Genomic DNA, 19,238 nt, shown 5'->3' with positions numbered 1-19,238 from the left:
GGTTGCCGTGGTGGCTCGCCGACGCACCGCTGCGGTCGAGACGGGGAGTGCGCCTGCACCTGGCACATCCCCGGCCACCTGGCACATCTCGGCGGCTTCGCGTGCGGAATCCGCTGCCAGGTCACCGGCGCTGCCTTGTGCAGCAACCGGTCACTCGCTCAGCGCCCGGCCGCCGTGCAGCGCCCGGGCGGTCGCTCAGCATCAGCCACCCCGGACCGCGCCCGGCCGCGCCCCTCAGCCCGCGGTCGCGCGGCACCCGCTCCGCAGTGGCCTCCGGCCGCGCCGGGCCAGCCGCGCCGCTCAGCCCGCGGCCGCGCCGCGCCCGGCAACCCACGGCGCCCGGCCATCCTCGCAGCTCCCGACCGCGCAGCACTCCGCGGCGCCCGGCCGCCTCCGCGGCGCGCACCGGAGCACTCGGCCGCTGTGCAGCGCCCGGCTGCTCAGCTCGCCTCCAGCGGCTCAGCCTGCGGCCGCACCGCTCAGCCCGCGGCCGCGCCGCCCCGCTCCGCAGTGGCCTCTGGCCGCGCCCAGCCAGCCGCGCCGCCCAGCCGCACCGCTGAGCCTGCGGCCGCGCCGCCCGCGGCCGCAGGCCCGCCGCCCAGCCGCGCTGCTCAGCCTGCCTCCGGCCGCTGAGCCGCGGCCGCGCCGCACCCGGCCGCGCCGGGCCCCGCCCCGCCCGAGGGTCAGGCCGCCGCGTCCAGACTCGGGTCGAAATCGATCGTGGCGCGTTTGAGGTCTGTGGTCAGCAGCGGGCGCCACTTGTCGGTGCCTGTGAGGTGCGTCAGGAAGAACGCCGTGAACAGCACGCGCACCAGGCGCTGCGTGCGCCGTTGCGGTTTGCCCTGCAGCAGCCGCTGGCTCCAGTGGCTGCCCTCCGTCACCGCGAGGTGTGTCGACTTGTCGAGAATCCTGAGTTGCACCGGGCCGCCCCAGGCCTTGGCGATCGCTTCGGCGTTGCCCGTTGCCGGGGTCACCAGATCACCCTTCGCGGCGAGGTGCAGGCCCGGGACGGTCAGCTTCCGCGCCGCCTCCGTCGCGGGTGGCAGGGTCTGCGCGGCGGCGAACGTGGCCACCGCCTTCACCCTCTCGTCCCCGGCCGCGGCCAGCACCGCGGCGCCACCACCGACCGAGTGCCCCGCCAGCCCCAGCTTCGCCGGGTCGACGCTGATACCACCCGGCCCCAGCCGCACACCGGTCACGATGTCCAGCGTGGACCGCAGATCCGCGGCGAACATCCGGTGCGACGGCAGCGGCCCGCGCTGCGTCGCCGGGGCCGCCGCGACGATGCCCCAGCTCGCCAGGTGGCTCAGCAACTCCCGGTACCGCCCGGGCGGCTGCAGCCACCCGTGTCCGAACGCGACGCCCGGCAGGCCGAGACCGCTCCGCGGGGTGAACACCACACCGGGCAGCCCGGCGAGCGCGAGGTTGCCGCGCACCACGTCGTGCGGCCCCGGGTGCGACAGCTCCTCGAGCAGTTCCTTCGGCTTGCTGGCCATGGCCTGAAGAATAGGCCAGCCCCGCCCCCGCCCCCAGCCGAGGCGCCACGCGCGCCAGTACCCTCGTCCGGGTGTGTGGAATCGTGGGTTATGTCGGGCACCGCCCGGCGCTCGACGTCGTACTGGGCGGGCTCCGGCGAATGGAGTACCGGGGTTACGACTCCGCCGGGGTCGCCGTGCTCGACGGGGCCGGCGCGCTGACCGTCGAACGCAAGGCCGGCCGCCTCGCCAACCTGGAACAGCAGCTCGACGCCACCGGTCGCGAACGGTTCGCGGGCACGGCCGGGATGGGCCACACGCGCTGGGCGACGCACGGCGCACCCGTGGACCGCAACTCCCACCCCCACCGGGACACGAGCGGCCGCGTCGCCGTGGTGCACAACGGGATCATCGAGAACTTCGCCGTCCTGCGCGCGGAGCTGGAGGCCGACGGGGTCGAGCTGACCAGCGACACCGACACCGAGACCACCGCCCACCTGATCGCCCGCGCCTACGCCGACGGCCCCACCGCGGGTGACCTGCCCGCGAGCGTGCGGACCGTGTGTCGCCGCCTCGAAGGCGCGTTCACCCTGGTCGTCACGCACGCCGACGAGCCGGATCTGATCGTCGCCGCGCGCCGGTCCTCCCCGCTGGTGGTCGGCGTCGGCGAGGGGGAGACGTTCGTCGCCTCCGACGTGGCCGCGTTCATCGAGCACACGCGCGAGGCCGTCGAGCTGGGGCAGGACCAGCTGGTCGCGATCACCCGCGACGGCTACGAGGTCACCGACTTCGCCGGGGAACCCGCGCAGGCCAAGCCCTTCACGGTGGCGTGGGACCTGTCGGCCGCCGAGAAGGGCGGCCACGACTACTTCATGCTCAAGGAGATCGAGGAGCAGCCGGAGGCGCTCGCCAACACGCTGCGCGGGCACTTCGACGGCGGCCGCATCGTGCTCGACGAGCAGCGCCTGACCGACCAGGACCTGCGTGACGTGGACAAGGTGTTCGTCGTCGCGTGCGGCACCGCCTACCACTCCGGGCTGATCGCGAAGTACGCCATCGAGCACTGGACGCGGCTGCCCGTCGAGGTCGAGCTGGCGAGCGAGTTCCGCTACCGCGACCCGGTGCTGGACCGCGACACCCTCGTCGTCGCGATCTCGCAGTCCGGCGAGACGGCCGACACGCTGGAGGCGGTGCGGCACGCGCGCGGGCAGAAGGCGCGGGTGCTCGCGATCTGCAACACCAACGGCGCGCAGATCCCGCGTGAGTCCGACGCGGTGCTCTACACCCACGCCGGCCCGGAGGTCGGCGTCGCGGCGACGAAGACGTTCACCTCGCAGGTCGCGGCGAACTACCTGGTGGGCCTCGCGCTCGCGCAGGCCCGCGGCACGAAGTACCCGGACGAGGTCGCCCGCGAGTTCGCCGAGCTGGAGGCGATGCCCGCCGCCGTCCACAAAGTACTGTCCACTGTGGAGGACGTGCGGGCGCTGGGTCGCCGGATCGCGGATTCGAAGGCCGTGTTGTTCCTGGGCAGGCACGTCGGTTTCCCGGTGGCGCTGGAAGGTGCGCTCAAGCTCAAGGAGCTGGCGTACATGCACGCGGAGGGTTTCGCGGCGGGCGAGCTCAAGCACGGGCCGATCGCGCTGATCGAGGAGGGCCTGCCGGTCGTCGTGGTGATGCCCTCGCCGAAGGGGCGCGCGACGCTGCACGCGAAGCTGGTGTCGAACATCAGCGAGATCCAGGCGCGGGGTGCCCGCACGATCGTCATCGCCGAGGAGGGCGACGACACCGTGCGCCCGTTCGCGGACGAGCTGATCGAGGTGCCCGCCGTGCCGACGCTGTTGCAGCCGCTGGTGTCGAGCGTGCCGTTGCAGGTGCTGGCCGCCGAGATCGCCCGTGCGCGTGGTTACGACGTGGACAAGCCGCGGAACCTGGCGAAGTCGGTGACCGTGGAGTAAGACGGGGCGGGTGCAAGGCATCTGGACCACCGACCGAATCCGCAAGGCCGAAGAACGCCTGCTGGCGAAGACCCCGGAGGGCGCGCTCATGCAGCGCGCCGCCTTCGGTGTCGCCGTGCAGGCGGTGAACATGCTGGAGGCGCACACCGGCCGCGTCGCCGCGAGTCGCGTCGCGTTGCTCGTCGGCGCGGGGAACAACGGCGGTGACGCGCTGTGGGCGGGGAAGTTCCTGCGCCGCCACGGAGTTGCCGTCACGGCAGTGCTGCTCAACCCGGAGAAGGCGCACGCCGCCGGGCTCGCCGGGCTCCGCCGGGCAGGCGGGCGGACCGTCAGCCTCGACGCGGCACCGGCCGTGCTCGAAGCGGCGGACCTGGTGATCGACGGCATCGTCGGGTTGCAGGCACGCGGCCCGCTGCGGGAGAACGCCGCGGGCCTGCTCGACCACATCAGCGCGCCGGTGCTCGCGGTGGACCTGCCCAGCGGGGTCGACCCCGACCACGGGACGGTCGACGGCCCGGCGATCACCGCGGCGCGCACGGTGACGTTCGGCGCGCGCAAACCCGTGCACGTCCTCAACCCCGAGCGCTGCGGCGAGGTCGTGCTGATCGACATCGGGCTGGGGCCGGAGCTGGGTGCCCCCGATCTCCAGCAGCTGGACGCGGTGGACGTCGGCGCCGCCTGGCCGGTGCCGGGGCCGCGGGACGACAAGTACAGCCAGGGTGTCACGGGCGTCGCCGCCGGTTCGGCGACCTACCCGGGTGCGGCGGTGCTCGCGACCGGCTCGGCCGTGCTCGCGACCTCCGGCATGGTGCGCTACGCCGGTCCGGCGGCGGACGTCGTGCGGTCCCGCTGGCCGGAGGTCGTCGCCACGGGCTCGGTGACCGACGCGGGCCGCGTGCAGGCGTGGGTCGTCGGGCCGGGGATCGGCACCGGGAACGAGGGGCGCCGGGTGCTGGAGCACGTGCTCGCCGCCGGGGTGCCGGTGTGTGCGGACGCCGACGCCACGACGTTGATCGCCCAGCAGCCGAACGTGCTCGACGCGCGGGACCCCGGCACGCCGTTGGTGCTGACGCCGCACGCGGGTGAATTCGAGCGGCTCACGGGTGCCCCGCCCGGGGAAGACCGGGTGGCCGCGGTCAAGGCGGCGGCCCGCCGTTTCGACGCGGTCGTGCTGCTCAAGGGCAACACCACGCTGATCGCCGCTCCCGACGGGCGGGTGCTGGCGAACGTCGCGCGGGGGTCCTGGCTGGCGACCGCGGGTTCCGGTGACGTGCTGTCCGGGCTCGTCGGCGCACTGCTCGCGAGCGGGCTGGACCCGTGGCTCGCGGCGGGGGCGGCGGCGTATGTGCATTCGCTGGCCGCGGACCTCGCGGCGCGAGGGGTGCCGGTGTCCGCGAGCGGGGTCCTGGCCGCGATCCCGGACGCCGTCCGGCACGTGCGCAGCCTCGGAGTTGTGTGAGGTATCCGAGAAGTTATCGAGTTATGTGTTAACAACCCGGGTTTCCTCTGGTAGGAATGGGCTGCCAAGCTCACACGGAGGACTCGATGACAAGAGCGCCCCAATGGCGGGGTCTCAGCAGGCGCAGCGTGCTCGCGGGCGCGCTCGCCGGTGGCGCCGCCCTCGCGCTGAGTGCCTGCGGAACGCGCCAGGACGCCGTGCGCCTCGCCACGGACGACCGCTGGAAGCAGTTCGCGGGCACCACCATCAACCTGGTTTCGGAGAACACCGCCCCGACCGAGGCGATCGCCGCGAACCTCAGGCCCTTCACCGAACTCACCGGCATCAAGGTCAACATCCTGATGCTGGAACTGACCGCGCTCGCCCAGAAGGTCGCGCTCGACCTGGCCGGCGGCGAGTCGCAGTACCACGTGATCTACGCCGACCCGTACCAGGTGCTGGCGCCGTACTCGAAGGGCCTCGTCGACCTGCGGGAGCTCGCGAGCAGGCCCGACCTGCCGCAGCTGCCGGGCGGCTGGGGTGACTTCATCCCGACGCAGCTCGACGCGACCGGCCGCTTCGGCGACCACGACAAGGTCTTCGCCGTGCCCTACGACTGCCCGACGATGATCTGGCAGTACCGCGCGGACCTGTTCGAAAAGCACCACGACCGGATGGCCGACGACCTGGGCTTCGACCCGACGCCGTCCGCCGAGCGGACCTGGGAGGAGTACTTCCGGATCGCGAAGTGGTTCAACGAGAAGACCGACGACGTGCAGTACGGCGCGGGCCACCAGGCCAAGCAGCACGACTCGCTGATGTGCGACTTCTCGAACGTGCTGTGGTCCTACGGCGGCGACTACTTCGACAACGGCAAGGAGATCGGCCTCTACGGCACGACCGATCCCGGCGCCTGCCGCCTGAACAGCGACGCCGCCATCGAGGCCGCCGAGTTCTACCAGCGGCTCATCTCGATCTCCGACCCGTCGTCGAAGACGTGGGACTGGAACGGCCTCGCGCCCGCGCTGCAGTCCGGGCGCATCGCGATGAGCCCGAACTGGCACGAGTACGCCGCCGCGAACGAGCAGGCGATGCCGGGCAAGTTCGGCTACGCGCCGATGCCGCGTGGTCCCGTGCGCAGCGCGAACCACTTCGGTGGCACGGGGATCGGCATCAACGCCAACACCCTGCCGAACGAGCGTGCCGCCGCCTGGCTGTTCGTGCTGTGGGCGACCTCGCCCGAGACGCAGCTGTCCAACCTCAAGAGCGAGGCGGGCGGCGGCACCCCGACGCGGCAGTCGGTGTACGACATGCCGGAGGTCAAGGCCGCGGAGCACCGCCCGTCCGCGATGCCGAACATCCTGACGGCGCCCGCGGTTTCCCAGGCGTGGGAGGCCGACAAGATCGGGCTGCGGCCCAAGATCCCGATGTGGAACGAGTGCGACACGGCGATCTACACGCAGCTGTCGAAGATGCTCGCCGGGGACGCCTCGCCCGCCGACACGATGCGTGAGACGGCGAAGCGGATCGACCGGATCACGGCGAGGGGGTGGGCCGCGTGAGCCTGACACTGGAAGCGCCGAAGACCGAGAAGCAGGCCGGCACGCGGAAAGCCGGGCCGCGCAAGCGGTTCGGCTTCCACGGCGGGATGATGACGCCGGGGCTGCTGCTGCTCGCGGTGCTGTCGTTCGTGCCGCTGTTCACCATCATCGCGATGAGCTTCTCCCGCGTGCACCTGCTCGGCGGGGTGGTCTTCGAGAACGTCGGCTTCACCTACTGGGCAAGGCTTTTCTCCGACCTCGACGTGTGGGCGCAGTGGCTGCGCACGATCGTCTACTTCGTCCTCACGGTCGGGCTGGAGCTGGTGCTGGGCGTGCTGCTCGCGCTGTGCCTGTGGAAGGTCGTGCGGGCCCGCAACCTCGTGCTGACCCTGTTGCTGCTGCCCATGTTCGTCGCGCCGGTGATCGTCGGCCTGCTGGGCCGGTTCCTCACCGACTCGACGTTCGGGCTCTACAGCTGGGTGCTCGGCCTGCTCGGCTACCACGGCGACATCCTCGGTGGCAGCACGTCGGCGTTCCTCGCGGTCGCGGCGATGGACATCTGGGAGTGGACGCCGCTGATCACGCTCATCGTGCTCGCCGGGCTCACGTCCGTGCCGCAGAGCGTGCGCGAGGCGGCGTCGCTCGACGGCGCGAACGGCTGGCAGTCGCTGCGGCACGTGCTGCTGCCGTCGATCTCCGGGGTGCTGCTCGTCGCACTGCTGATCCGCTCGATGGACGCGATCCGCTACTTCGACATCATCTCCGTCACCACCAACGGCGGCCCCGCCGACGCCACGAAGACCGTGCCGATCCGGTTGTACGAAACGGCTTTCCGGTTCTTCGACTTCGGCTACGCCGCCGTGATCGGGCTCGTCATGCTCGTGGTCACCATCGTGATCGCGCGCGTGTTCGTGCGGGTGCTGGACAAGAAGGGACTCACGCGATGACCGTGGTGAGCGCGATCGACCGGTCCCCGCGCCGGGTCCGGATCAGCACGAAGCTCGTGCTGACGATCGGTCTGTTGTGGACACTCGTACCGCTGGCGTGGATGCTGCTGTCGTCGTTCAAGAACTCGACGGACGTCACGTCGGCGAGCCCGAAGGTGCTGTTCGCCCCGACGTTCGACAACTACCGGAAGTTGTTCAGCGGGGCCAACAACCTCGGCAACTACATCCTGCACAGCGTGCTCGCGTCGGGCATCTCCTCGGTGCTCGCGGTGGCGCTCGGCGCCCTCGCGGGCTACGGGCTGGCCGGCACGAAGATGCGCGGCAAGAAGCACGTCGCGTTCTGGATCATCTCCACCCGCATGGCGCCGATCGCCGTCGTGGTGCTGCCGCTGTTCCTGCTGTTCCGCGCGGCGGACCTGATCGACAGCGTGCCGGGCCTGATCATCGCCTACCTCAGCTTCAACCTGCCGTTCGCGATCTGGCTGATGAGCGCGTTCTTCGCCGAGGTGCCGGCGTCGGTGGAGGAGTCGGCGCTGGTCGCGGGCTGCACGCGCTGGCAGGCGTTCTGGCACGTCGTGCTGCCGCTGACGAAGGCGGGCCTGGTCACCACGTTCGTGCTGTGCCTGGTGTTCTCGTGGAACGACTACGCGTTCGCGCTCGTGTTCGGCGGGCCGCATTCGCAGACCCTGCCGATCGCGGCGGACCAGCTGGTGACGCAGTCGGGCATCGACTGGGGCCAGCTGACCGCGATCGGTTCTATCGTGGTGCTACCGATGATCGTCGCCGGGCTCGCCGTCCGGAAGTGGCTGGTGACGGGACTGACCCTGGGAGCGGTGACTGGTGAGTGAGGGCATGAAGGTCTCGGTTCTGCACGGCGTGCACGACGTGCGCACCGAACAGCGGCCGGTGCCGGAGCCGGGCCCGGACGAGGTGCTGATCAAGGTGCTGTCCGTGGGCACCTGCGGCTCGGACGTGCACTACTACGAGCACGGGCGGATCGGCGACTTCGTGGTCGAGCAGCCGCTGGTCCTCGGCCACGAGCCCAGCGGTGTGGTGGTCAAGACCGGCAGCGCGGCGAGGCTGCACGAGGTGGGGCAGCGCGTCGCGCTGGAGCCGGGCGTGCCCTGTTCGGTGTGCGAGCAGTGCAAGGCCGGCCGCTACAACCTGTGCCCGCGCATGCGGTTCTTCGGCACCCCGCCCATCGACGGCGCGTTCTGCGAGTACGTGGTGCTGCGCGAGGACTTCGCGCACCCGGTGCCGGACTCGCTGAGCGACGACGCCGCCGGGCTGCTGGAACCGCTGTCGGTGGGCGTGTGGGCCAACCGGAAGTCGCGCGTCGGACCGGGCAGCCGGGTGCTGATCACCGGCGCCGGCCCGATCGGGCTCGTCGCGACGCAGACGGCGCGCGCGTTCGGCGCGAGCGAGGTCGTGGTGACCGACGTGAACCCGCGGCGGCTGGAGGTCGCGAAGGAGCTGGGCGCGACGGGCACGATCGACGTGTCGCGGGAGAACCTCGCCGAGGCCGACTTCGAGCCGGACGTGCTGCTGGAGTGCTCCGGCGTGCCGGCCGCCGCCGGGCAGGCCATCCGCAAGGTCGGCAGGGCGGGCCGGATCGTGCTGGTCGGCATGGGCGGCGACGAGATCCCGCTGCCGCTGGCCCACGTGCAGAACTTCGAGATCGAAGTGACCGGTACCTTCCGGTACGCCAACACCTGGCCGACGGCGATCGCGCTCGCCGGGGCCGGTGAGGTGGACCTGGACCGGCTGGTGACCCACCGGTTCGGGCTCGACCAGGTCGAAGAGGCCCTGACGATCGCCGGGAAGGACGACTCGGTGATCAAGGCCGTCGTGCTGCCCCAGGAAGGTCGCGTTGGCTAGAACCCGCCCGTCGGACGCCGAAGTCGAGCAGCGCCGCCAGGACATCCTGCGGCACGTGATCGACTCCGGCGAGGTGCGGATCGACCGGTTGCCGGAGCGGTTCGGGGTCAGCCTGATGACCATCCACCGCGATCTGGACGACCTGGCCGAACGGCGGCTGCTGCGCAAACTGCGCGGCAAGGTGGCCGCGTACCCCGCGCTGACGATGGAGACGGCGAAACGTTTCCGTGAAGGTCTGAACCTGCCGTGCAAGGAGGCGCTGGGCGACGCCGCGGTGCGCGAGGTGCGGGCGGGGCAGACGGTGTTCGTCGACGACTCGACGACGTTGTTCCCGCTCGTGCGGCGGTTCGCGGGCGTCGAGCAGCTGGTGGTGATCACCAACTCGCTGGAGATCGCCCGCATCCTCGGCGAGTCCGGCGAGTCCGGGAGCGTCGAGATCCTGCTGCTGGGCGGCCGCTACACCGAGTTCGACTCGTGCATCGGGCCGGACACCATCGAGGCGCTCGGCCGGATGCGCGCCGACGTCGGGTTCGTGTCCGCCACAGCGGTCGCGGGCGGACGTCTGTACCACCCCGACCGCGACTACGCCTCGCTCAAACGAGCGGCGCTGGCCGCGGCGAACCGCAACGTTCTCGTCGTCGACAGCTCGAAGTTCGGCCGTACCGCCACGTACTCCTACGGTGACGTTTCGGCATATGACCTGGTCATCACGGACTCCGGGACGCCGGCGGACGAGCTGACCGCGATGCGGGAGCTCGGGACCCGGGTCGAGCTGGTGGACCTGCCGGGAAAATCCGCCCGAAACACTGGACTGAATCGCGAAAGTGACGGAGGCTCTTCGGTATGACGACAGCGCCGTTGGTCGCCGGTGTCGACTCCTCCACGCAGTCGACGAAGATCGTCGTGTGCGATGCGCTCACCGGAGCGGTCGTGCGCGAGGGCCGGGCCGCCCATCCCGACACCACCGAGGTCGATCCGCGGGTGTGGTGGACGGCGTTCACCGAGGCGTCCGACGGGTTGCTGGACGGCGTCCGCGCGATCGGCGTCGGCGGGCAGCAGCACGGCATGGTCACCCTCGACGAGGGCGACGAGGTGGTGCGTCCCGCCCTGCTGTGGAACGACACCCGCTCCGCGAAGGCGGCCGACAGCCTCGTGACCGAGCTGGGCGGCCCGCGTGCGTGGGCCGAGGCCGTCGGTTCGGTGCCCGTCGCGAGCTTCACCGTCACGAAGCTGCGCTGGATGGCCGAGCACGAACCGGAACTCGCCGACCGCGTGGCGCGTGTGCTGCTGCCGCACGACTACCTGACCTGGCGGCTGCTCGGCGGTGGCGAGCCCGTCACCGACCGCGGCGACGCGTCCGGTACCGGCTACTTCTCGCCCGCGAAGGGCGTCTACCGCGAGGACATCCTGAGCCACGCGTTCGGCGGCCGCACCCCGCAGCTGCCGCGCGTGCTCGGCCCGCGTGAGGCGGCGGGGGAGACGAAGGACGGCGTGCTGGTGTCCGCGGGCACCGGTGACAACATGGCCGCCGCGTTCGCGCTGGGGCTCGGCGAGGGCGACGTCGTCGTGTCGCTCGGCACGAGCGGCACGGTGTTCGGCGTGTGCGAGACCGCGCCCGCCGACCCGACCGGCATCGTCGCCGGGTTCGCCGATGCCACCGGGAAGTTCCTGCCGCTCGCGTGCACCCTCAACGCGGCCCGCGTGCTCACCGCCACCGCCGCGATGCTCGGCGTCGACCTCGCCGGGCTCGACCGGCTCGCGCTCGCCGCCGAACCGGGCGCGGGCGGGCTGACGCTGCTGCCGTACCTCGACGGCGAGCGCACCCCCAACCTGCCCGACGCGGCCGGTTCGCTGCACGGCCTGCGGCGCGCCAACATGACGCCGGAGAACCTCGCCCGCGCCGCCGTCGAAGGCATGCTGTGCGGGCTCGCCGCGGGCCTCGACGCCGTGCAGGCGCACGGCATCACCGCACGCCGGATCCTGCTCATCGGCGGGGCGGCGCAGTCGGCGGCGGTGCGCGGCATCGCGCCCACCGTGTTCGGGCTGCCCGTCACGGTGCCGGAGCCCGCGGAGTTCGTCGCGCTCGGCGCCGCCCGCCAGGCCGCCTGGGTCCTCGCCGGTACGGAGGAGCCGCCGGCGTGGCCGCAGAACACCCGTCAGGAGCTGGCCGCGGGCGATGCCGCCGTGGGCAGGGAGCTGCGCAACCGGCACCTCGACATCCGAGAACTCGTGCACCACGTTTCAGTCCGAACAGGAGAGGACAGCTGATGGCCACGATCACCTACGACAAGGCTTCCCGCCGCTATCCCGGAGCCGACCGCGCCGCGGTTGACGCGCTCGACCTCGAGATCGCCGACGGCGAGTTCCTCGTGCTGGTGGGGCCTTCCGGTTGTGGCAAGTCGACGAGCCTGCGCATGCTCGCCGGGCTGGAGGACGTCGACGAGGGCGCCGTGTACATCGGCGACCGCGACGTGACCCAGCTGCCCCCGCGCTCGCGGGACATCGCGATGGTGTTCCAGAACTACGCGCTGTACCCGCACATGACGGTCGGGCAGAACATGGGCTTCGCGCTGAAGATCGCGGGCAAGCCCAAGCACGAGATCAAGCAGCGGGTCGCCGAGGCCGCGAAGCTGCTGGACCTCGAGGACTACCTCGACCGCAAGCCGAAGGCGCTCTCCGGTGGTCAGCGGCAGCGCGTCGCGATGGGCCGCGCGATCGTGCGTGAGCCGCAGGTGTTCCTCATGGACGAGCCGCTGTCCAACCTGGACGCCAAGCTGCGCGTGTCCACCCGCACGCAGATCGCCGCGCTGCAGCGGCGCCTGGGCACCACCACCGTCTACGTCACGCACGACCAGGTCGAGGCGATGACGATGGGCGACCGCGTGGCGGTGCTCAAGGACGGCCTGCTGCAGCAGTGCGACACCCCGCGTGCGCTGTACGAGCGGCCCGCGAACGTCTTCGTCGCCGGGTTCATCGGCTCGCCCGCCATGAACCTCGCCTCGGCGCGGCTGACCGACGACGGCGCGACCCTCGGCGGCCTGACCGTGCCGCTGTCCCGCGAGACGCTCGCGGCGGCGAACGGCGGCGACGTGACGCTGGGCTTCCGCCCGGAGTCGCTGGAGACGACCACCGACGAGGGCCTCGAGGTGCGCGTCGACCTGGTCGAGGAGCTCGGCTCGGACGCGTACGTCTACGGCAAGCTCGTCTCCGACAGCGGCACGAACGTCGTGGCGCGCGTCGACCCGCGCAAGACCCCGGCCATGGGTGAGACGCTGCGGCTGCGCATCCGCCCGGACGAGCTGCACGTGTTCTCGGGCAGCACGGGCGAGCGCCTCGGCTGACGTCCACCTGCCCGCGACAGCCGGCTTCGCACTGCCGAAGCCGGCTGTCGCGCGTTCTGTGGGAAACTCGAAGCCGATGAGCCCCGAACTGCCGCGCACCGAGGTCGTGGTCGACCTCGCCGCGATCCGCCACAACGTCCGCCTGCTCGCCGAGCGGGCGGCCGGTGCCGCGACGATGGCCGTGGTCAAGGCCGACGGCTACGGCCACGGTGCCGTCCCGGTCGCGAAGGCGGCGCTGGAGGCGGGCGCGACGTGGCTGGGCGCGTGCTCGCTCGCCGAGGGCCTGGCCCTGCGCGAAGCGGGCATCACCGCGCCGGTGTTCACCTGGCTCGACGTGCCCGGCACGGATTTCGAGCCCGGCGTCGCCGCGGACATCGACCTGTCCGCCAGCTCCGCCGAGGAGCTGGCCCGGATCGTGGACGCCGCGCAGCGCGCGGGCAAGCGCGCCCGGGTCCACCTGAAGATCGACACCGGCCTGTCCCGCAGCGGCGCGCCCGCGTACGCGTGGCCCGCGCTGGTGAAGGCCGCCGCGGCCGAGCCGGACATCGAGGTCGTCGCCATCTGGTCCCACCTCGCGTGCGCGGACGAACTGGGGCACCCGTCGATCGACCTGCAGGCGCAGCGGTTCCAGGAGGCCTACGACGTGGCCCGCGAAGCCGGGCTGAACCCGTTGCGGCACCTGGCGAACTCCGCCGCCACGCTCACCAGACCGGACCTGCACTTCGACCTCGTGCGCCCGGGGATCGCGATCTACGGGCTCAACCCCGTGCCACAGCGGGAAGATCTGCGTCCCGCCATGACCTTCCGCTCGCAGGTGGTGCTGACGAAGCGGATCTCCGCCGGCGAATCCGTCTCGTACGGGCAGACGTGGACGGCGGAGCGGGACACGACGCTGGCGCTCGTGCCCGCCGGGTACGCCGACGGCGTCCCGCGCACGCTGTCCGGCCGCATGGACGTGTGGCTGGGCGGGCGGCGGCGGCCCGTCGCCGGGCGCGTCTGCATGGACCAGCTGGTCGTGGACTGCGGCGACGACGAGCCGGCGGTCGGCTCCGAGGTGGTGCTGTTCGGCGCCGGTGCGGCGGGCGAGCCGACCGCGCGGGAGTGGGCGGACACGATCGGCACGATCGACTACGAGATCGTCACCGGCATGTACCGCCCGCGAGTGCGCCGGCGGTACGAGGGGGAGTAGCGATGAGGCCTTCCCGGCGCCTGTATGCGGTCGCCGGTGGCGCTGCCGCGCTCCTGACCGGCACCGCGGCCGCCGCGATCGCGGTGGCGGCACGCCGGGCTCCCGTCCGGGACGACGAGCGGTTGGGCGAGCTGGAGGCCGACCGCGTGTTCACCGTCGCCGCCGACGACGGCACGCCGCTGGCGGTGTCCGAAGTGGACGCTTCCGGCGGTGAGCCGGAGCTGACCGTGGTGGGCGTGCACGGTTTCGCGTTGTCGCAGCGAAGCTGGTACTTCCAGCGGCGGGCGCTGGCTTCGCTGACGCTGCCCCGCGTGCGGCAGGTGTACTACGACCACCGCGGCCACGGGTTGTCGGGCGCCGCGGACGCCGACACGAGCACGATCGAGCAGCTGGCGCGGGACCTCGACGCGGTGCTGCGGGCGGCCGTGCCCGAGGGGCCCATCGTGCTGCTGGGGCATTCGATGGGCGGCATGGTGGTGATGGAGCTGGCCCAGCAGAACCCCGGGTTGTTCGAAGATCGGGTGTGCGGGGTCGCGTTCCTCGCGACGGCGGCGGGTGAGGTCGGCAGCCGCGGGTTGCCGCGGAGCCTGCTGTCGAAGTACAACCCGCTGACACGCGGCGTCGGCGAGCTGGCGGGCTGGCAGCCCGGGCTGGTGGAGTTCGTGCGGGCCGCGGGCGGGCAGCTGACACGCCCGGCGTTGCGGCGGCTGGCTTTCGGGTCGCGTGACGTGCCGTCGGAGGTCGTGGACTTCCTGCTGGAGATGCTGGCCGTGACGCCGGTGCGGGGGCTGGCGAACTTCGTCGACACCCTCGGCAGCCACAACCGGTACGCGGCGCTGGCGGGGCTGAAACACGCGCACGTGCTGGTGCTGGGCGGGGACGCGGACCGGTTCACGCCCTACTCGCACGCGGAACGCATCGCGGCGGAGCTGCCGGACGCGGAGCTGGCGCGCGTGCGCGGGGCGGGCCACATGGTGCAGCTGGAACAACCCGAGCTGGTGAACAGCCACCTGATCGACCTGCTGCAGAAGTGTGCTGGAGTGGATGACATGAGTTCCTCACGACGGGTGTGGCGATGGCTGAACAAGTAGTCGAACTGCCTGCGGAGCAGGACACGGTGGCCTTCGGCGAGCGGCTGGGACGGCAGCTGCGGGCCGGTGACCTGGTGCTGCTCGCGGGGCCGCTCGGTGCCGGGAAGACGGTGCTGACCAGGGGCATCGCGGCCGGGCTCGGGGTGTCGGGGCGGGTCAGCTCGCCGACGTTCGTGCTCGCGCGGGTGCACCCGGCGGGTGCGCGCGGTGTGCCGCTGGTGCACGTGGACGCGTACCGGCTGGGCGGCGACCTCGCGCAGCTCGACGACCTCGACCTGGACACGGACCTGGAGGCGTCGGCGGTCGTGGTCGAGTGGGGCGAAGGCTCTGCGGAGCGGCTGTCGGCGGACTACCTGGTGGTCCGGCTGGAACGCCGCGAGGACGACGTCCGCGTGGCGACGCTGGAGCCGCACGGCGCGTGGAAAGAGCGAGTATGAGCCGCGCGGTGGTGTTGGAGCGGCCGGGTGAGCTGCGTGTGCAGCGGACCGAGCCGCAGGCGCCCGGGTACGGCGAGGCGGTCGTGCGGGTCGCGTGGTCGGGGATCTGCGGGTCCGACCGCGAGGTGTTCGCGGGCACGCGGGCCGAGGGCTACGTGCGTTATCCGGTGACGCCCGGGCACGAGTGGTCGGGCACGGTCGTCGAGCTGGGGCCGGGCACGGACGAGTCGCTGCTCGGGAAACCGGTGGTGGGCGAGGGTTTCCGCAACTGCGGGCGGTGCGCGTCCTGCCGCCGGGGGGACACGAACCTGTGTGAGGCCGCGTACGACGAGACGGGCTTCACGCAGCCGGGTGCCTGGTCGGACGAGCTGCGGCTGCCGGCCCGGCTGCTGCACGAGCTGCCCGAGGGCGCGGACCTGCGTGCGGCGGCGTTGCTGGAACCGGCGGCGTGCATGGCGGCGGCGACGCTGAAGGCGGCGGTCGTCCCCGGCGAACGGGTGGCGGTCGTCGGCGGCGGGACGCTCGGCATGCTGGCGACGCAGTTGCTGGCGGCGAGCGGCCCGGCGGAGCTGGTGGTCGTCGACCCGCGTGCGGACCGGGCCGAGCTGGCGCGGCGCTGGGGTGCGGTCGTGGTGCCGCCGGACGAGGAGCTCGCCCCGTTCGACGCGGTCGTCGAAGCGGCCGGCGCCCCCGGAACGGGTGCACTGGCGGTACGGCTGACCCGGCGCGGTGGCCGGACGGTGCTCACGGGTCTGGCGGGGACGGAGACGTCGCCCATCGCCCCCGCGGACCTGGTGGCCTCGGCGGTCACGGTGCACACGGTCTTCGGTGCGTCGTCGGCGGCGTGGACCCACGCCGTGCGCGCCTTCGCGGCCGGTCTGCTGGACCCGGCACCGTTGATCACGCACGAGTTCCCGCTGGAACAGGCGGAGGAGGCGCTGCACACCGTCGGCGGGAAGGTGCTGCTGCACCCCTGACGAAAGTCGGGGGTCAGCGGTCGCTTTCGACCACTGTTCGCGGGGACGAAGGTCGACCAGTACGTGCCGGGCTACCTCGCGCAGACGGGGCTGCCGCAGGCGCGGGGTCAGATAATCTCCTGTGCCAGGCCGAGTGCGGTGAGGCCGCGCGGGTGTGCCCGGTCAGACGATGCCCTGTGCCAGGCCCAGCGCGACGAGGTCCTGCGGGCGCAGGCGGAGCTGGTCGGCGGTTGCGGGGACTTCCTCCGGTGGGCGTTTCAGGATCGCGGCGGCGGCTTCCGGTGACGTGACCGAGAAGTAGCTGTCCGCCGTCACCCAAGTGTGGCCTGGGGCGGCGAACGCCAGCGCCCCGCCCGAACCGCCCTCGCCGATGACGAGCGTCGTCACCGGGATGGACGCCGACGCGATCGCCGCGAAGGTTTCCGCGATCGCCGGGCCCGCGCCCGCTCGTTCGGCCGCTCCGTCGTTCGCCGCGCCGGGGGTGTCCACCAGCGTCAGGACCGGGATGCCCAGCCGGCCGGCCAGCCGGATCAGCCGCGCCGCCGTCCGGAAGCCCGCGGGCGATGTCGGTGTGCCGCACTGCGCCGCGTACGCGATGGTTCGCCCGCCTCGCGAGCCGAATCCACAAAGGACACCGGGGTCGACGCCACCGCAACGGTCACCGCTGATGTTCTCGCGCCAGTCGAAATACTCGTCCAGGTAGGCCTCCGCGTGGGGACGCCCGGGCGCGCGGGCCGCTCGGACCGCGTCCCAGCCGGTCTCGGGTAGCGGAGTTCCGTGCGGATGCCGAGGTGGTTCGGGGGCGCCGTGCGCGGGCCGGGTCAGCAGGCTCAGCCACCGGCCCAGCTCGGCGGGCAGGTCTTCGACGATGCGGTCGACGTGCCCGTGCGCCAGCTGCGACTCGGCCGTGTACGCGGCGTCGTCACCGGGTGGTCGCACCCGTGAGCCCGCGAAGCCGACCTGCGCACCGCGCAACGCCAGCACCACGTCCGCTCCCGCGCCGAGCGTCGCCCAGCCGCCGCCGGTCGTGGGGTCGCGCAGCACCGACACCTGCGGAAGCCCCGCCGCCCGCGTCAACGCCGCTTCGCGCGCGATGCGCTGCAGTTGCGACAGCGCCGCCATGCCCTCCTGCATCCGGCTGCCACCGGTCGCGATCAGCGACACCACGGGCGTCCGCAGCTCCCGCGCCCGCCGGAACGCCGCCTCGATCCGGTCCCCGGTCCGCCGTCCCACCGAACCGCCCAGGAACCCGAACTCGAAGACGAGCAACGTCGCCTCGACGTCGCCGATCTTGCCCGAACCGCAGACCACCGACTCCCGCTCACCGGTGCGCTCCTCGGCGCGACGGCGTGCTTCGCCGTAACCCGGCCAGCCGATCGGACCGTCCACATCGGACTCCCACGGTGCCGCGTCGAACTCCGTGAAGCCCGTGCAGATCGACTCGATCAGTTCACGCATCCAGCGCCCGCTTCATCACCTTGCCCATCTCGTTGCGGGGCAGCGCGTCGAGGAAACGCACCACCCGCGGCCGTTTGTGCGGCGACAACAGCCTCGCGACGTGGTCGACCAGTTCCTGCTCGGCGGGCGGCTGCCCGGACGGCACGATCCACGCCACGATCCGTTCGCCGAGATCCGGATCCGGCTCGCCCGTCACCGCGGCCTCCGCGACGCCGGGGTGTTCCAGCAGTGCGTTCTCGATCTCGCCCGCGCCGATCTTGTAGCCGCCGCTCTTGATCAGGTCGGTGGCCTTGCGGCCGACGATCCGCAGGTAGCCGTCGGCGTCCCGGGTCGCCATGTCGCCGGTGCGGAACCAGCCTCCCCCGCCGGCTACGCCCTCACTGGCGGGGGTGCCCCCACTGGTGAACACCTCGGCGGTGGCGTCGGGGCGGTTCAGGTACTCGGTGAACAGGTTCGGCCCGCGCACCTGGATCTCGCCGACGGTCTCGCCGTCGTACACGTCGAGCACCGCGCCGGTTTCGTCGACCAGCCGCACCTCGACGCCGCGCAACGGCACGCCGACCGTGCCCGGTTTGCGCTCGCCGTCGGCGCGCACGCTGGTGTTCATCAGAGTTTCGCTCATCCCGTACCGCTCGACGACCTGTTGCCCGGTGGCGGCGGTGATGCGCTGGTGGTCGTGCACGGGCAACGCCGCCGACCCCGAGACGAGCAACCGGGCCTGCCCGAACGCCTTCGCCAGCTCGGGTTTGTCGGCGACCTCACCCGCGATGCGGTGGTACATCGTCGGCACGCCGAACAGCATCGTGGCGCCGTTCGCGAGTTCACGAGCCGCGCCCTCGACCGAGAACCGCCCCAGGTGCCGCACGCTGCCGCCCCTGCGCAGGGGGCCGAGGATGCCGAGGATCAGGCCGTGCACGTGGAACAGCGGCAGACCGTGCACGAGCACGTCGTCGGCGGTCCACTGCCAGGCGTCCTCCAGCGCGTCGAGGGTGGAGGTGATGGCCCGGCGCGGCAGCACGACGCCCTTCGGCGGCCCGGTGGTGCCCGAGGTGTAGACGATCAGCGCCGGCGCCTCCGCGTCCGGTTCCTCCGGCAGCTCGCCCGGCACGCCCGTGAGCGTTACGTCCTTGCGGGGCAGCGTGTCGAGCGCGGGCGGCAGCGCGGCGCCCGCCTCGGCCAGCACGAGGGATGGTGCGCTGTCGGACACGATGTGCCCCAGCTCCCGCTCGCCGATCTTCGGGTTCACCGGCACCGCGGGCACCCCGGCGAGAAGGGCGGCGACCACGGCCACGCTCGTGTGGATCGTGGGCGTCGCCCACACCGCCACCCGAACCGGCGCGGCGTCGCGCAGCTCGCGGGCGAGCGTTCCGGCGACCTCCGCCAGCTCCGCGTAGCCGAGGGCGACGTCGCCGAAGCGCAGCGCTTCCTTCTCCGGTCGTGTCACCAGCGCCGGGAAAATCGGTTCGGGCACCCTCGGGCCTCCTCGCGAAGAAATTGGCTAAGTGGCTGAA

Annotated in this window: 16 protein-coding genes; 13 read left to right on the top strand and 3 right to left on the bottom strand. The window is 72.3% G+C overall.

What is annotated here, in order from left to right:
• Positions 1-683: 683 nt before the first annotated feature.
• The gene (locus BMZ92_RS07435) at positions 684-1,496 is read right to left on the bottom strand and encodes a dienelactone hydrolase family protein (RefSeq protein WP_091504984.1); all 813 of its coding nucleotides are present in this window, start codon (positions 1,494-1,496) and stop codon (positions 684-686) included.
• Between the two features lie 71 nt (positions 1,497-1,567).
• On the opposite strand from BMZ92_RS07435, the gene glmS reads away from it, so the two are divergent.
• The 13 genes from glmS (at position 1,568) to BMZ92_RS07370 (ending at position 16,269) form a co-directional block, all read left to right on the top strand.
• The gene (gene glmS, locus BMZ92_RS07430; RefSeq protein WP_091504983.1) at positions 1,568-3,430 is read left to right on the top strand and encodes a glutamine--fructose-6-phosphate transaminase (isomerizing); all 1,863 of its coding nucleotides are present in this window, start codon (positions 1,568-1,570) and stop codon (positions 3,428-3,430) included.
• A 10-nt stretch (positions 3,431-3,440) separates the two neighbouring features.
• Positions 3,441-4,889 carry an NAD(P)H-hydrate dehydratase gene (locus tag BMZ92_RS07425; protein WP_091504982.1) on the top strand — a complete coding sequence of 483 codons (1,449 nt, stop codon included), beginning with the start codon at positions 3,441-3,443 and terminating at the stop codon, positions 4,887-4,889.
• 86 nt (positions 4,890-4,975) lie between these two features.
• Positions 4,976-6,430: an extracellular solute-binding protein gene (locus tag BMZ92_RS07420; protein WP_091504981.1), complete on the top strand. Its 1,455-nt coding sequence runs from the start codon at positions 4,976-4,978 to the stop codon at positions 6,428-6,430.
• Entirely contained in the window at positions 6,427-7,356 is a 930-nt protein-coding gene (locus BMZ92_RS07415) for a carbohydrate ABC transporter permease (protein WP_245782950.1), read from the top strand. The genes BMZ92_RS07420 and BMZ92_RS07415 overlap by 4 nt, the downstream gene beginning before the upstream one ends.
• Positions 7,353-8,204, top strand: a complete 852-nt coding sequence (locus tag BMZ92_RS07410; RefSeq protein WP_177228579.1) for a carbohydrate ABC transporter permease — start codon at positions 7,353-7,355, stop codon at positions 8,202-8,204. Before BMZ92_RS07415 ends, BMZ92_RS07410 begins: the two co-directional genes overlap by 4 nt.
• A 4-nt stretch (positions 8,205-8,208) precedes the next feature.
• On the top strand, positions 8,209-9,234 hold the full coding sequence (locus BMZ92_RS07405; protein WP_177228578.1) for an NAD(P)-dependent alcohol dehydrogenase: 1,026 nt from the start codon (positions 8,209-8,211) through the stop codon (positions 9,232-9,234).
• Positions 9,227-10,081, top strand: a complete 855-nt coding sequence (locus BMZ92_RS07400; RefSeq protein ID WP_091504978.1) for a DeoR/GlpR family DNA-binding transcription regulator — start codon at positions 9,227-9,229, stop codon at positions 10,079-10,081. Before BMZ92_RS07405 ends, BMZ92_RS07400 begins: the two co-directional genes overlap by 8 nt.
• A complete protein-coding gene (gene xylB / locus BMZ92_RS07395; RefSeq protein WP_091504977.1) occupies positions 10,078-11,502 on the top strand; it encodes a xylulokinase in 1,425 nt (474 codons plus the stop codon). Before BMZ92_RS07400 ends, xylB begins: the two co-directional genes overlap by 4 nt.
• Complete coding sequence (locus BMZ92_RS07390; protein ID WP_091504976.1) at positions 11,502-12,575, top strand: ABC transporter ATP-binding protein; 1,074 nt, start codon at positions 11,502-11,504, stop codon at positions 12,573-12,575. The genes xylB and BMZ92_RS07390 overlap by 1 nt, the downstream gene beginning before the upstream one ends.
• A 76-nt stretch (positions 12,576-12,651) precedes the next feature.
• Complete coding sequence (gene alr, locus BMZ92_RS07385) at positions 12,652-13,764, top strand: alanine racemase (RefSeq protein WP_091504975.1); 1,113 nt, start codon at positions 12,652-12,654, stop codon at positions 13,762-13,764.
• A 2-nt stretch (positions 13,765-13,766) separates the two neighbouring features.
• A complete protein-coding gene (locus BMZ92_RS07380) occupies positions 13,767-14,855 on the top strand; it encodes an alpha/beta fold hydrolase (protein ID WP_177228577.1) in 1,089 nt (362 codons plus the stop codon).
• A complete protein-coding gene (tsaE, locus tag BMZ92_RS07375) occupies positions 14,840-15,292 on the top strand; it encodes a tRNA (adenosine(37)-N6)-threonylcarbamoyltransferase complex ATPase subunit type 1 TsaE (RefSeq protein WP_091505207.1) in 453 nt (150 codons plus the stop codon). Before BMZ92_RS07380 ends, tsaE begins: the two co-directional genes overlap by 16 nt.
• Positions 15,289-16,269 carry a zinc-dependent alcohol dehydrogenase gene (locus BMZ92_RS07370; protein ID WP_091504974.1) on the top strand — a complete coding sequence of 327 codons (981 nt, stop codon included), beginning with the start codon at positions 15,289-15,291 and terminating at the stop codon, positions 16,267-16,269. Before tsaE ends, BMZ92_RS07370 begins: the two co-directional genes overlap by 4 nt.
• A gap of 162 nt (positions 16,270-16,431) precedes the next feature.
• Here the strand turns inward: BMZ92_RS07370 and BMZ92_RS07365 are convergent, their stop codons facing one another.
• Both BMZ92_RS07365 and BMZ92_RS07360 read right to left on the bottom strand, forming a co-directional pair.
• A complete protein-coding gene (locus BMZ92_RS07365; protein ID WP_091504973.1) occupies positions 16,432-17,727 on the bottom strand; it encodes a carboxyl transferase domain-containing protein in 1,296 nt (431 codons plus the stop codon).
• On the bottom strand, positions 17,720-19,198 hold the full coding sequence (locus BMZ92_RS07360; protein WP_091504972.1) for an acyl-CoA synthetase: 1,479 nt from the start codon (positions 19,196-19,198) through the stop codon (positions 17,720-17,722). Before BMZ92_RS07360 ends, BMZ92_RS07365 begins: the two co-directional genes overlap by 8 nt.
• Positions 19,199-19,238: the final 40 nt, after the last annotated feature.

Source organism: Amycolatopsis sacchari, from assembly GCF_900114035.1.
Classification (GTDB): Bacteria; Actinomycetota; Actinomycetes; order Mycobacteriales; family Pseudonocardiaceae; genus Amycolatopsis_E; species Amycolatopsis_E sacchari.
This window is presented reverse-complemented; position numbering and strand designations above follow the sequence as displayed.

Coding starts and splice junctions, on each gene's coding strand:
- BMZ92_RS07435 (WP_091504984.1), bottom strand. CDS start 1,496: ATGGCCAGCAAGCCGAAGGAACTGCTCGAGGAGCTGTCGCACCCGGGG.
- BMZ92_RS07420 (WP_091504981.1), top strand. CDS start 4,976: ATGACAAGAGCGCCCCAATGGCGGGGTCTCAGCAGGCGCAGCGTGCTC.
- BMZ92_RS07410 (WP_177228579.1), top strand. CDS start 7,353: ATGACCGTGGTGAGCGCGATCGACCGGTCCCCGCGCCGGGTCCGGATC.
- BMZ92_RS07405 (WP_177228578.1), top strand. CDS start 8,209: ATGAAGGTCTCGGTTCTGCACGGCGTGCACGACGTGCGCACCGAACAG.
- xylB (WP_091504977.1), top strand. CDS start 10,078: ATGACGACAGCGCCGTTGGTCGCCGGTGTCGACTCCTCCACGCAGTCG.
- BMZ92_RS07390 (WP_091504976.1), top strand. CDS start 11,502: ATGGCCACGATCACCTACGACAAGGCTTCCCGCCGCTATCCCGGAGCC.
- alr (WP_091504975.1), top strand. CDS start 12,652: ATGAGCCCCGAACTGCCGCGCACCGAGGTCGTGGTCGACCTCGCCGCG.
- BMZ92_RS07380 (WP_177228577.1), top strand. CDS start 13,767: ATGAGGCCTTCCCGGCGCCTGTATGCGGTCGCCGGTGGCGCTGCCGCG.
- tsaE (WP_091505207.1), top strand. CDS start 14,840: ATGGCTGAACAAGTAGTCGAACTGCCTGCGGAGCAGGACACGGTGGCC.
- BMZ92_RS07370 (WP_091504974.1), top strand. CDS start 15,289: ATGAGCCGCGCGGTGGTGTTGGAGCGGCCGGGTGAGCTGCGTGTGCAG.
- BMZ92_RS07365 (WP_091504973.1), bottom strand. CDS start 17,727: ATGCGTGAACTGATCGAGTCGATCTGCACGGGCTTCACGGAGTTCGAC.